Annotated in this window: 10 protein-coding genes and 1 pseudogene; 6 read left to right on the forward strand and 5 right to left on the reverse strand. The window is 57.3% G+C overall.

Annotation, left to right across the window (positions count from 1 at the left end):
* Window positions 1-122 precede the first annotated feature (122 nt).
* The 3 genes and pseudogenes from DCG74_RS37615 to DCG74_RS37625 all read left to right on the forward strand — a co-directional run bounded on the left by DCG74_RS37615 (window position 123) and on the right by DCG74_RS37625 (window position 2,833).
* Window positions 123-254 carry a hypothetical protein gene (locus DCG74_RS37615; RefSeq protein ID WP_257187513.1) on the forward strand — a complete coding sequence of 44 codons (132 nt, stop codon included), beginning with the start codon at window positions 123-125 and terminating at the stop codon, window positions 252-254.
* 1,077 nt (window positions 255-1,331) lie between these two features.
* Window positions 1,332-2,105: pseudogene (locus DCG74_RS37620) on the forward strand (outer membrane protein).
* A 272-nt stretch (window positions 2,106-2,377) separates the two neighbouring features.
* Window positions 2,378-2,833: a globin domain-containing protein gene (locus DCG74_RS37625; protein ID WP_257187514.1), complete on the forward strand. Its 456-nt coding sequence runs from the start codon at window positions 2,378-2,380 to the stop codon at window positions 2,831-2,833.
* A 116-nt stretch (window positions 2,834-2,949) separates the two neighbouring features.
* On the opposite strand, the gene DCG74_RS37630 is transcribed toward DCG74_RS37625, so the two are convergent.
* The 4 genes from DCG74_RS37630 to DCG74_RS37645 form a co-directional block, all read right to left on the reverse strand.
* The gene (locus DCG74_RS37630) at window positions 2,950-3,213 is read right to left on the reverse strand and encodes a hypothetical protein (RefSeq protein ID WP_172788348.1); all 264 of its coding nucleotides are present in this window, start codon (window positions 3,211-3,213) and stop codon (window positions 2,950-2,952) included.
* Window positions 3,214-3,220: 7 nt separating this feature from the next.
* The gene (locus tag DCG74_RS37635; protein ID WP_172788349.1) at window positions 3,221-3,418 is read right to left on the reverse strand and encodes a helix-turn-helix transcriptional regulator; all 198 of its coding nucleotides are present in this window, start codon (window positions 3,416-3,418) and stop codon (window positions 3,221-3,223) included.
* Between the two features lie 390 nt (window positions 3,419-3,808).
* Window positions 3,809-4,246 (reverse strand): hypothetical protein, encoded by a 438-nt coding sequence (locus tag DCG74_RS37640; protein ID WP_172788350.1) that lies wholly within the window; start codon window positions 4,244-4,246, stop codon window positions 3,809-3,811.
* Between the two features lie 414 nt (window positions 4,247-4,660).
* Window positions 4,661-4,975, reverse strand: coding sequence for a DUF3141 domain-containing protein (locus tag DCG74_RS37645; protein ID WP_172788351.1), 315 nt, complete (start codon window positions 4,973-4,975; stop codon window positions 4,661-4,663).
* A gap of 585 nt (window positions 4,976-5,560) precedes the next feature.
* On the opposite strand from DCG74_RS37645, the gene DCG74_RS37650 reads away from it, so the two are divergent.
* The gene (locus DCG74_RS37650) at window positions 5,561-6,088 is read left to right on the forward strand and encodes an Hsp20/alpha crystallin family protein (protein ID WP_172788352.1); all 528 of its coding nucleotides are present in this window, start codon (window positions 5,561-5,563) and stop codon (window positions 6,086-6,088) included.
* 1,076 nt (window positions 6,089-7,164) lie between these two features.
* On the opposite strand, the gene DCG74_RS37655 is transcribed toward DCG74_RS37650, so the two are convergent.
* Window positions 7,165-7,389: a hypothetical protein gene (locus DCG74_RS37655; protein WP_257187515.1), complete on the reverse strand. Its 225-nt coding sequence runs from the start codon at window positions 7,387-7,389 to the stop codon at window positions 7,165-7,167.
* Between the two features lie 817 nt (window positions 7,390-8,206).
* On the opposite strand from DCG74_RS37655, the gene DCG74_RS37660 reads away from it, so the two are divergent.
* Together DCG74_RS37660 and DCG74_RS37665 are read left to right on the forward strand one after the other, a co-directional pair.
* Complete coding sequence (locus tag DCG74_RS37660) at window positions 8,207-8,413, forward strand: hypothetical protein (RefSeq protein ID WP_172789412.1); 207 nt, start codon at window positions 8,207-8,209, stop codon at window positions 8,411-8,413.
* Window positions 8,414-11,407: 2,994 nt separating this feature from the next.
* Window positions 11,408-12,118 carry a YopT-type cysteine protease domain-containing protein gene (locus tag DCG74_RS37665; protein WP_257187602.1) on the forward strand — a complete coding sequence of 237 codons (711 nt, stop codon included), beginning with the start codon at window positions 11,408-11,410 and terminating at the stop codon, window positions 12,116-12,118.
* The last annotated feature ends 579 nt before the right edge of the window (window positions 12,119-12,697 follow it).

The raw sequence follows: 12,697 nt of genomic DNA on the forward strand, positions 1-12,697 counted from the left end.
CCGGCAAGACGTGCCGTTCTACAAGGACTTCGCCGAGGTGATACGGCAAGAGATGACGCTAAACCTCGCAATCGCGGTCATCCGCGCCATGTCCACGCGGCGCCGCTAACAGGGAGAGAACCATGGCAGGCAAGCCGAAAGAGGACGAGCACGAGGACCGGCGCCATGCGGACAAGCCGCCGGCAGATCAAATCGAACAGCAGCAGACGACACCGGATGGTCCCCCGCAGGGCGCGCCGCCCTACAAGGACTAGGCCGTGCTGATCCAGCGCATGGCGCGAGATCGGGCGGTCAACCCTCCTCGATCCCGAGTACCTCGCGCAATGGCGCGCCTACTATCGCAACATCGTCGAGCGATCCGTCGCTTGCACGACGTCTTGAACCGACGCCCACAATGCGCTTGTCTTGCTCGATTACCGGGACCAAGCCGCTCAAGCTCGAACTAATCGAATTGGACAAGTCCGGTGCCCCGGGCATTTTGATCCCTTACGATCGGTCGACCCGGCTAGTCTTCGAGTTCACTCTCAGTCGGTCCGGCCTCGGTATTGATGTCTAAGCTTCGATTTCTCATACGCGTCTCTAGCCGGGCTATTCGGCGACTTATGTCCGCATCTCCGGTCTTATCTTCTGCATCTTTTAACTGAGCTATGGCGGCAACAAAAACGTCGTCTCGGTCCGTCAGCTTCCTTATGGCTCATCCAACCCACAGTAAGCAGTGAGAACAGCCTTATTGAATTCAAAGCGGTCCGCTGCCGCTGCGGCCGCTTCACGCGCCTTTTCCAGAAGCATGACACGATCTTCGTGCATGAGCCCCGACGATCGCACGGGTCTCGCAAACGCCAGCGTCGGGCTTTGTCCTGACCGGGATCAAGGTGAACAAGACCCTTCTGCGGCTACCCGTCGGCACCGTCACGCACAAGATGACGCAGGTGACGGGCAAAAACCGCGCGGCCCGGCTTCCCAGGACTGGCGGATCATGGTCGGGTCAGGGCACGCCGCTCGACGGCTACCAGATGCGGTACATCTACTTTCTCGATCCGGCGGCGCGGGCGCGGCTCGTGCCGAAGGAGATCGCCTATGCCGAGATCGATCGGCGCGGCGCCGGGATGTATGCGGAATTGCGCGTGGCAAGCAGGCGATGGCCGGGGTCCCCTCGGCACAGCGGCGCGGCAGCGGCGACCGCCACGCTCCAACGTAATCGCGCCAACTTCACCGGCCTCTTAGGACCCGCAGTCAACTACCAACTTTGGCGATTGCTGGACAGACGGACACATGTCAGTCGTCGTCCATACACCGTCAAGGAAGTCGCATTCGAAAGTAGGTCGAGAAGAATGAAAGAATTGTTGCTGGGCGCGATAGCCCTCATCACGCTGGCTGCTCCTGCCTCTGCTGCTGATCTGGCCGCCCGGTCCTACGTCAAAGCGCCTCCGCCGGTCATCCAGATCTACGATTGGAGCGGCTTTTACGTCGGCATCAATGGCGGCGGTGGCTCTGCGCATAAGTGCTGGGACCTAGTCAACGCCAGCGGCGTTGTCGTCGCTCCGCCCCTTGCCATGGGGTGCCATAATGGGACTGGAGGCACGGTCGGTGGTCAAATCGGATACCGCTGGCAAATAGCGAACTCGGTGTTCGGCCTAGAGGCGCAGGGCAACTGGGCCGATTTCAAGGGCTCCAATGCCAACCTTGCTTTCGCAGGCGTCCGGGATGAATCCAAGCTTGATGCACTCGGCCTGTTCACGGGCTAAGTCGGTTGTGCCTGGAATAATGTGCTGGTCTATGTGAAAGGTGGGGCTGCAGTCGTCCGTGACAAATACCGGGTCTTCGATTCTACGTCTGGGCTGACTATCGACAACGGCAGCGAAACCCGCTGGGGCGGCACGGTAGGGGCCGGCCTTGAATTTGGCTTCGCTCCGAACTGGTCCGTCGGCATTGAATACGATCACCTGTTCATGGGCCATCGGGATGTCGATTTCTTTTTTTCACCCGGAATCGGGGGTGTTCCGGCGGGCGCTTTTGCAGGGACTGCCCGGATCAGTCAGGACGTCGATATCGGTTTGGTCAGCGTGAACTACCGCTGGGGTAGTGCGATCGCCACGACATACTGATCTTCCCCAGGGCGGAAGCGTTGCATCGCGTGGGAGACGGAAACTGAATATTTCTGGCGCGCTGCTCTCCTCTCAAGCTAGTAGTCATTGATGTTCAAGAATTGACGTAAGGATGTATGTGCGCCTCGGAGCCGAGGTGCCATATGCCATCAATCTCGCTGAGCCACCCCTCGCTGCGGTTCTGGGTTAGTCCACGTCGAGTGGCATGAAAGCCAAATGCGCCCGAAGTCCACGAATTTGTCACCGTCGTCACGTATGATGACAAGGGCGATGTGTCAGATCACAAAGCCAATCATTACGAGCCTGCTCGTCTGACCAATGACACCCGAGCGGTCGACCTCATAAGGATGTCGTTTGATGCGATGTGGCCGATCCGTCGTGACATCGCTAATCTATGTTACACACGGTTCGTCGAACTAGCTCCCGATGCAAGAGATTTGCTCGCCGGAGACATCGAGCGGCAACGCATGAAGGTGCTGGATATGATCACCGCGCTGGTCGCCTCGCTCGACGAGAGACCGATCTTCCAATCGCTGATCGCGCTTTCAGGTCACAAACACGCCAGACTTGGCGTTCAGCCAGCGCACTACGTCGCAATGGGAGAGGCCTTGATGTGGACCCTTAAGTGCAAGGTAGGCGCCTCTTTCACCCCGGAGCTGCGGGACTGTTGGCGGACACTTTACGTCACGGCCCAGACCGAGATGCTGCGGTCTGCCGCGAAAACCTAGACCGTGACGCAACTTTGCTGCAGTGCCGAGGGGCGGAGTTGGGACGCTCATTGCACATCGCGTTCGTTAGAAGAGTTCAGCTATTGTGTGGCTTGACCGCGGTAAACGGGATGGCCTTACGATTTGAGCGAAAGCAGCTTTGCGAGTAGCGCAGCGGTCAACAGCGTGGCGTGGCCGTCGGTCGCGATGGCGTAAATGAGGGCGCGCCGAGTAAAGGCGGCGGGATCGTTCTCGATCTGGCGGGCGGCTTGCATCGCGGCGATGACGGTCGATCGCTTCTCGATGCGGTACTTGCTGCGACCGAGGAAGATGGATGCGGTGAAATGATCAGCCTTGCGGATCGCCGCGACTGCCCGCGTCTCGATCTCATCAGACGTCACGGCCAACTCAAAGCGATACGGCCGCGACGGCGAGCGAGATGTATTTCGGGATCGGATGGTCGCCCTGCTCATAACCGGCCCATGCGCCGCGCGAGCAGCCGATCGCATCGGCGGCCTGTCGCTGCGAATAGCCGAAGCGCGCGCGCCAGTCGGTCAGTGATTGCGGCGTCGCAAACGGCGTGGCGCCGGTCTCTGAATTCGTCATTCCCGGGTCTCCTCATTGGCAGGCCACGGAATGCAGAGGGCCTCGACCCCGAAGACCGGGAAGCTGACCGATCAGCGCCCGGCAATCGGCCGGGCGGCTCGGTAGTGGGCCATATCCCGCCAACGAACGTTGCGCTCAGTCGGATGCGGCGAGCAGCAGCCGCAGCGGAATGATTGTCATGAATGGCGGACATATCCGGCTTTTCGACCATCGAGTAATTTACCAACTGTCCGAATTTGAACCCGTGGCCATAAAGGGTGGAGAGTGGTTTGAGCTCCGTGCCAGAAGGGGACACGAAAGGCGCTCTTATCGTTCTTTTGGATAACTACTGTTCTCGGTACGCTTGCAGCTTGTTGCAAGCGATTCATCGCCAGTGCGACGAGCTACGAGTCAGAATACCAATCGCGCGCAGCGCAGCAGCCGCCTTCGCGAGTGGAGTAATCGCCTTGAGGGTTCCGATTTCGTTGCTGGGCATGGTGTCAATTCGTCGCAGCAGTCGCGCGAAGCTGCTGACTTGTCTGTCCAGAAGAGCGACGCGTCGCCCGGCTCAATACTAAGTAGGTACTGCGGCACGGTGACGAGCGCGATGTTTGGGATGCCTTTTAGGTAGAGCGGCTGGCCTTCGCCCAACTGAATGAGCGCGTTTGGGGCCGACACTCTCGGCGCTTGCCCGGTTGTACGCCACTCTGATTCGATAAGCGCCGTCAGCTCCGGGTTGGAGGCGTAGAGCCGTTCGGATTCGGGGTTGCCTGTCGGGCCACAGGTATTTTTGAGAGGATCGTCACGGTATTCCCGAGCACCGAGGTGCTCGATCACCAGACCTGCCACTGCGTGGCGATTTCCCGGACCACCGGCCCACCAACGCGGGTGGTCCCGCAACCAGCGCGAAGTGGCTTGGCCATCGTCAGTGACCGCCGGGATTCGAAGGTGCCCAGCTGTTAACACGAAGATTGCTGTGCGTGCCAACGGTCGAGCGGCGCGCGAGTTCGACCAAACCGATGTGACCGCTCTCCTCGACAATGTTTGTACCGTCGCTGTGGCTTACCACGAGGACAGTTTCGTGGGCTGCGTTGTTACCCTCCACGGCCCCCCATATTGTTCGCATAGTGCTGTCTCGCTCGATCACGGCGTCGACGACGAGCGTCGCCCGCCTGGCCCGCGCCATTTGCCTCGCCTGCACTTCGTAGCGATCACCAAAATAGTGGCTGAAAAGGAGTGTTCCACATGCTGTGGAACATCAGCTCATACATCATGTCGGCAAGCTTGGGCCGTGAAGGTTGTGACTGCAGCTCTGACGAAGGGGCGGACGATTGTGTGATAGATCTGTGCCTGAAGTTCAGACGCCCGGTCAACAGCACCGAAAGGGAACTCATCGCGATAGTTGTCGTTCAATGCCCGGATGTCCTTGAAGCGTAGAATGTTGATGGTCTTCGCGCCCTGTTGGACCATGCGATCAGCGTGGTGTCTGAATGGGCTGCGGGTGAGCGCGTGCTCGAGTTCTGCATGTTGCGCTTCCATTGACTGGGCCAAGTTGGAGCGCTGGAACGAGTCAGACATGGCCTGACCTCCTCTGTTCTAGAGTCGATGCCGCCCCATAGTGCTGATTCACGCTGTGGTGCCGGATTGCCTGTCTACGGCGTCTTTCATCCGGCAAACTGCTCGCAAGCGAGGTCAGTGTGACCAAGAAAGCGTAACCTCAGGAGGACGTTTTGCGAGCAGGGGTGACTTTCCACGATGTTCCCGAATCGCTCTATGCAAAGTCGATGCCAGGCATCTTGTTGCTGCCGTGACGAAGTATGGCCAAGCAACTTCCGTCTTCCTGTTCTGCTGCACAGGTTTTGTCTGATCGAAAACCAACACTGGCAGAAATCAGACGCTGTGGGTCGTCTTTGTTAGACAGCGGACGTCGCATTCTTAGGGAGCATTCCCCGGGACCACCTATTATTTCAGATGGGTCCTGCTCAATCTTCCAAACTTTCGACTGGTCGCCCGTAGCCATCGCCTCAAATATGTTCTCTCACACATGAGCGCTCAATCAGGAGGCGAGTTGGCACATCGGTTGCTCTTACGTCTATGACCACCCGGTCGCTCAGCGCAGTCAGAGGATTGCGCCCAGAATGATCTCAAACATGGAGTTAGAGCATGGCGAATGAGACGAGACTACCCGTCACCAGGAAGGCTAGTGAGCCCGCGTTTCTTCCTGAAGCATGGCGCTCACTCGAAGTATTGCGCAACGAGGTGGATCGCTTGTTCGAAGACTTCTTTGGCGGCGATTTCTGGCGCCGCTCGTTCCCCGCGCACGCTAGTCTTGGAAGGTCGGTTGCCAAGAAGGCCGCCACAAGCCCCGCAGTGGATCTTAGTGAAAGCGACAAGGCTTACGAGAGCACAGCCGAACTGCCTGGACTCGATGAAAAGGACATAGAGGTTCAGGTCATCAATGGCGGACTGACCATTAAAGGTGAGAAAAAAGAACACAGGGAAGAGAAGCACAAGGAGTACTACCTCTCGGAGCGCAGTTACGGCTCCTTCACGCGCTACTTCGGCTTACCGGAATGTGTGGAGGCCAGTAAGATTGAGGCCTCTGTCAAGAACGGCGTCCTTAGGGTGACCTTGCCGAAAAATGCGGAAGCTCAGAAGCCGCCCAAGAAGATTGACGTCAAAGCAACCTAGGTACCGACTTGTCCATGCGAGGCAGCGCTTGCGACAATCGCACCGGGCGCCAGAAGTCTAGCGAACACGTCAGGTGGGGGTGACTGCACGCGCCTGCATCTGCCTTGCTCTTCGCGAAGTTGATGCCCATATGGGCGAACGATCGCCTGCTTCGCCGGCCCGAGCAGCGTAGCCGACGACCTGGCGATTACGACGCGCAACTCATCGCCTCGGCCGGTCGCGCTCTAGGTGGTGCGGACTCCTGGGATTTTCAAATCAGTTGGACAGTGTTTCAAGCCTTTCCTTTACTTTAGAAGATGGTTTCTTGCCCCTTTCTGACTTTCGATCGGTTGAACGCGCTAAGCTCTTCACGGGCCATCACCTGAACCATGGTCTCGCTCGATATGAGCAGCTCAAATTAGGAGGCTCATTGGCAGAGGCGTTGCAATGATATTCAAGAAAACCGGTGGGAGAACTCAGAAATGGAAAACGTCTGGGAAGGTCGATCGATTTGGCAGATCCCTCGTTTCCTGCTCTGGCTGTGCTCGTTTGTCCGATGGACAAGTCGCTAGTGGCACCAAGGACGACGTGTTCACTTATTTGAAGTGGCGATCTTTTATAACAGCTCTCAATCCAATCCTGAGGATTGACGTTTCCGCCATCCTAGGAACTTTCTCGCCAAGGTGGGCAACGGTTCAGGTCGTGGGGACCGCGGCGGTTTCGCTCGACCATAGCTATAATCAATTCTTCGAGTGACGATCACACCCAGCTCCATTTTTGCCTTAACAATAGTCGACGTCCTCGACCGATACTGTCGAGGTGGTTCAGGGCCATCGCTTTGAAAATATGGGCTAGGCGCTCCTCCGGCATCATCGCGTGCATAGTCTATAATAGTATCCAGGTGCGCGACGATTTCAGCCCGTTGCTCGGTCGGTTTTGGTCCGTCAAGCAACGGTATCGCTCGAATAAAGGACTCCTCAATAGGCATCATATCAGGTTCCTTTGACTGTGATTGGAAGCAGTGACTCCAGCTCGCACCGTTGGTGCAGATTCAGCGGATTGAAGGGCGGGGACTTCAAGCGGCTTGCCGCTCCTCTTTAAGAAGTACCATGCTGAGGGTATCTGTAGATTTCTTCGAATTTTCCGTCGACGACATGCCCCACGGCCCATTCCGTGAACAACACCGCGTCATCTAAGGCCACCTTTTCGGCTTTGCCCGTATCGATGTTGAAGTATTCACGGTGATGCCGATCTTGTTGACCGGCGACGAACGCCTTGTTCCCAACGCAGACCAAGGGCACGCCCGCCGCAGAAGCTGGCACGGCAGCGCTCGACAGGGCCGGGAAAGTGGATAAGTGTTCGGTGTGATATTCCGCCCTGCTGATGTCACGCGATTTGGTCTATAGGAGCCGCCTTCCTGCCTGGCATCAAGCATGGCTTCATGCATGGCATCTGCCATAGCCCACCTCCAAAAAAACAGGTCATACCAGGCTGTATCGCAGCTCATTCGCGCGATGCCCAGGTGGGGGCTCATGCCGATTACGATCGGCCTTGCAAGAGCGACCATGATGACCGGCTGACACAATGTTTGGTGTCATCGCGCTTCTGTTCCACTTTGTTTGAAGAGGTTGGGCGGGGTTATCTGTGAGTTAGGCTGCGTCTTGCGTCGGGTCAGGGGAGGCTGCGGTGCTCGGACCATGGCCGCGCAGACGTCGTAACCCGCGATTCGTTCAGCAGAAGCAGGAATAGAATTCCAGAAATCGGAGGCAGGCTCGCGCCTGGATGACGTGAGGCTCTCTGTTCGGTCGTTCCGGACGATTGTAAATACTTGAGGCATTCCAATGATCGTGAACTGTCACGCGACTGATTGTCAGAGGTGATCCCCACTTGTCCAGAACCCTACAATCTAACGCTGGGTGCGATTCAAGTCTTTCGGTGGGAGCAATGGTCTGAAGCCGTCGGTTGCTGTGCATTCTCCGTATGAGCATCGACTGCAATGCGAATTCGGCCGTTTCTGAATGGTTGCTTTCGACTGGGGGCTGACTGCTTCGGCAGCCGGTGCCACGAGCGTCGCTCCTACGTGATGATACGGAGGGTCGCTGTCGCAATTCGTTGATCTACGGATTGCATGCTCTCGGCATGAATCCGAAAAGTAAACTGTACCAGCCCGATCACTGGCGAGGCCGCGCGGAAGCAACGCGAAAGAAAGCGGAAGCGCTCATCGACGGAAAAGCCAAAGACAGGCTGCTTAAAATCGCATTGGAGTACGACAAGTTAGCGCGGCGTGCCCACTTCTGGCAGATGCGCAAGAATGAGGACGATACGTGGCCTGAGCAAGAGCTGTAACGTCGCTACCGTCATCTCTAGCCGACCCAATGGCTAGATATCGATCAGCAAGAAAGTTAACTGCCGCCTGTACGGAGCATTGAGTGAGCCAGAAGGCAAGGCGCCTGACCGTCCTATGCCACACCCGTGAGTGCCCAGCCGGCCGCTTGGCCAACCTTCCTCCAGGTCGCCTGGTTTCGTCAGCTTCTCGAAAGCTAACCGTCACATAAGCCGGATACGGGCACTAGTCCTCCCTTGCAGTCGATCCGTCGCGCCTCACTTGGAAGACCGGATGCCACTCGCCGCGGACGCGTCGAGCTGTTAAAGGTCAATTTCGCGTTTCCTCACGCTGCAGCGGCACATCAGTGTGCCAAATTCCAGACATCTGGGTAAGTCGAAATGCCCTTGCGATCGCCGGAGCAGCGCACTCAATGTCCAGGTAGCAGCGGAAGCGCCCTGCCACCAGTTCGTTCGCAGCGGTGGCAGCCCAGGATCGCGAGGGGCGCCATAAGTCCATGTGTGCCATGCGCGAGAGTGTTTCAGAAGAACGCCGCGATGACTAAGTAGATCCCGGCCCAAAGCAGCGCATTTACGAGGAGTGCGGCCAGAAGCCACAAGTTCCACCTTTTCTTGGGTCGCCGGGAGGGACGATCGGCGCCGACATGCATGATCGTTCGGTGCTTTGTTGCGCGCCAATGTGTCGTTTCATTAGGCTGAGCGCCGGTCAACAGAAAAATGCCAAGCTTTGCATGCCTCCCATCACTCATAAGTTAGCAATCCTCTTTTCATTGGGCATCAGAACCGAAGTTCGTTGCGGCGGCCGTCCGGCCGATTCATTGCTCGTGCATTTTCGCTACAGCGAGGTCGCGTTCTGTCAGCACAGCAAGCGACATGCCACGAGGTAGAACTGTCTGCAGCGCTTTTGATGCGGTCTATTGGTGACACGGAGCCATTGCGCGACGTCGGAGTCGCGACATTCATGTCGCAAGCAACACCCGACTTAGCGGTAAAAGGTGAGCGGTTCGCGAGCGCCATGCCGTGGACAACGCGTTAGGGGCTGCATCTTAGTGGCGCAGAGAAAGCGGCGACATTCGCAGTTGCAGCGATGAGATCGACTAACCATTGTTCCTGACCGTTAGCTTACGACCAAGATCGTAGGCGATCCACCGAAGGGTTCAGTTCAAAGAAAGTGCTGCCTGCGTCCGCGGCTATGTGCGTGCCGATTTGGACGCCATAGAAATGAACAATCTTCACATAAATGGCGCATTAGGACTGTTCAGCCTTGGCGAGGAGGCCGTCGAGTGATGAGTCGTCGCCAACACGGGAGCGTGCCATGAGGAAGACCAATTCATTGAAGACGAGGTGACGCGTCAAGATTCGCCGATTTCGACTGCTCATGCGGGATGTGCGCTCCGCCGGCGATGAGCGGTGAATACTGCCTGGCATCGATGACAAACGCCTCGGAGAGACTTAATGACGGACTTAAATAAGTAGCAGCAGGTGCAATCGGCGGCTCGAGCCACCCGACGCGCAGATAGTGGTACCGCTCATGCTCAGGCAACCGGCGGTCCTAGGGCGCAATACGTCTTAGAGCAATAATCAGAGGAGAGTGAGTGATGATACACATCTACGGCTTTCGCGGATGGCGCGCTGTAGAGTGGTTTAGGAGCGCTGGGTCGAGGACCGAGCAGGTTAACTTGTCACGAGACAACGTCATCTACGTAGATGTCAGGGCTATCCGAGAGGCAAAGGAGCGGGCGTGCGAGCGCAGATGATAGACAAGCTGGAGGCCGGCCGCGTGCAACACGGCCGGTTCGCTACCGCTCCAGGGTCAGGCCCTCGCGGTCTGTTCCTTGTGCAGGGGCCTTGTGGGTGTGAACTCAAGATAAGTGCATTTGTCCGTCCTGGCTGGGAGCACGTCGCTGTTTCGACCCCGCGGCGCTGTCCGAACTGGGACGAGATGTGCTTTGTGAAAGACCTGTTCTGGGATCAAGAAGAGTGCGTCATGCAACTGCATCCGCCGCATTCGAGGTACGTGAATAACAGCCGATATTGCCTCCACTTGTGGAGGCCCACCTATCGAGACATTCCGATGCCGTCCCCAAGCTTCGTAGGTGTCGTCGGATTAAGTCCCTCAGATGCGGCAACGTTGTTCGCGCGAATGAGCGCGACAGCATGACAGCCTGAGCTGACAGAAGTCGAGCAGAAGGTGAGGTCGAGCAGGTGCACAAGCACCGGCTCGGCTTCCCGAAATGACGTGTCACATGCGGGTGTATGTCGGGCTCGCTCGACTGTTGCAGTGTGCAGGCAAGATAAGCCGGAAATGCAGCCGTCAAACAGGAACGGCTAACGGCATATTGATTCGGGAGAAATGTCTGCGCGAGGTGTTGTAGTGAACAAGGTCGTAAATGGTGTTTAAACCCGGGTTTTCAGATCAGCGCTGAAGGTACGTCAGCCGCAACAACAGCATCTCACTGGCCGATGGCCGATCACGGGGACGCGAATTGCGCACTTTTTGGAGGCGAAGTTAGGCCGGCCGACCGGCGCAACACGATAAAAGTAAGATCGACCACCAAACCGATTGGTCACGCTGTCCAGCGCAACCATCATCCTGACTGCATCTGCAATTCCAAGCTCGCCCTCTGTCAGGGTGCAAGAGTCACTAGCTGTTCGGCCATCGCCTCACACCTGCAGCCGCGCTCGTGAGCAGGCACTGTCGCGCAACCAATTGGCCGTAGCGTCCCTGAGCTGTTTGGTGGTCAGCTCTTCGTCAGTTTGTTGCAATATCATGCGCCGCAAGATGTAAGCAGCGCGCTCCCTCTCGCTCGCTCCCTCTGAGGAGGCGTGCGCCGAAGAAGCAGGTGAACCAGAATGTATAATCGAGTCGATGGCCAGTACACACGCGCTGTTCAAGCTGACGGATCGAACAGGCCCGCAGACAGTAGCGAATTTGCGCAAACACTCAGCGAACTCGCGCGACGGGAGAGCCGGCCGTCCGGCGAATTGTTCGACAGGATGGGGCTCTGCTTCAGCAAGCCGCATACCTCAGATGTAATCGTTGATAGTCCAAGCGCCTCGCGCTACAGCATATCCTCTCTGTCCTCCAGCTCGGAGTTATCCTCGACTCCTAGCTCCGTTCGCTCTCTATTCAATTACAGGACTGCTGAATTGTCCGAAGCCAATGTCAACGGAATCTGTGTTGGATTGGTAGCGGAATGGCTCCTTGACCTCCCAAGTAGCCCGTCATCCCGAATGAGGGCTCTGCTCCCGGACACTGAAAAGCACCGCTCAGCAGCAAGCCGGCAGGAACAGTACGAAAAGCTCAAGGCTCAATTGATAAACGATGGGGCGGACGGGGGCAACCTCCAAGCAAGAAGCACAACGTTACGCAAGGCTGGCCTAGAGCCGTTCGCTGAAGACACGCGATATAGGTTTGATGCATCTTCGTGCATTGAGATCGTGAAGGAGATCACCAAGGATGAGTCCATATATTTGGTCAGGATGGGTTTCGCCGGAGGTGGCGCCCACATTATTGCGACAGTGACGTCGAATGGAGCGACGACCCTCTTTGATCCAAACTATGGCGAATTTGATGTTCCGTCGGGTCGGCTCGGAGGGTTGTTCAAGAGTCTTGCGGAGCGCTACAGGAGCCCCCCGAACAACCTTGAACTATCGACTGTCGCCACACAAAGGATATCGACTGTCGCCACACAAAGGATGATGTGAGGACTTTCTAGGTGGCAACGGACCTCGCCGGATGCCACCGTGCGGAACTTCATCGGTCGATGCGCGACAGCCGCGGCGCCTACCATGGTGCATTCGCCACGGTGTTCGGATGTTGGACCCGTGCTCTGGGCGGATGCTCTCTGGAGGAGGGGGAGAATGTTCAGGCGATATAGGTCGCCAGATCGCTCAGATTTGAGCCCGCGCCCTCGCCGTCCTCAGGGCCTAAATGGCGAGCGCTTGCACTCGGGCAGGGATCGATGGCCCGTTGGGCTGACTTTCTCGTGTGGGTTCCGATGCCCGCCCCCTAATCGCGCTCAGGGCTAAGGTCTGATTAGGCATTCACAGAGCCGGCACAAGCTGTGGTTCGACTGCTTCGGATTCCTGGCCGGCCCTTTTGATACTGAGTCGCGAACCGAATAACTGCAGCCGACGACAATTGCATGCAGTCGTACCGGACAAGCCGAGTCCTCACTCGCCACGAGCTCCGCAACAATCTATGCCTTTTCCTCGTCGCTGCACTTCTCGTAACGTCGGCTGTCGGTGAAGGCCTCATCCACGATCTAGCTCAGTGGCAACACT

It is taken from the genome of Bradyrhizobium sp. WBAH42 (assembly GCF_024585265.1).
GTDB lineage: Bacteria > Pseudomonadota > Alphaproteobacteria > Rhizobiales > Xanthobacteraceae > Bradyrhizobium.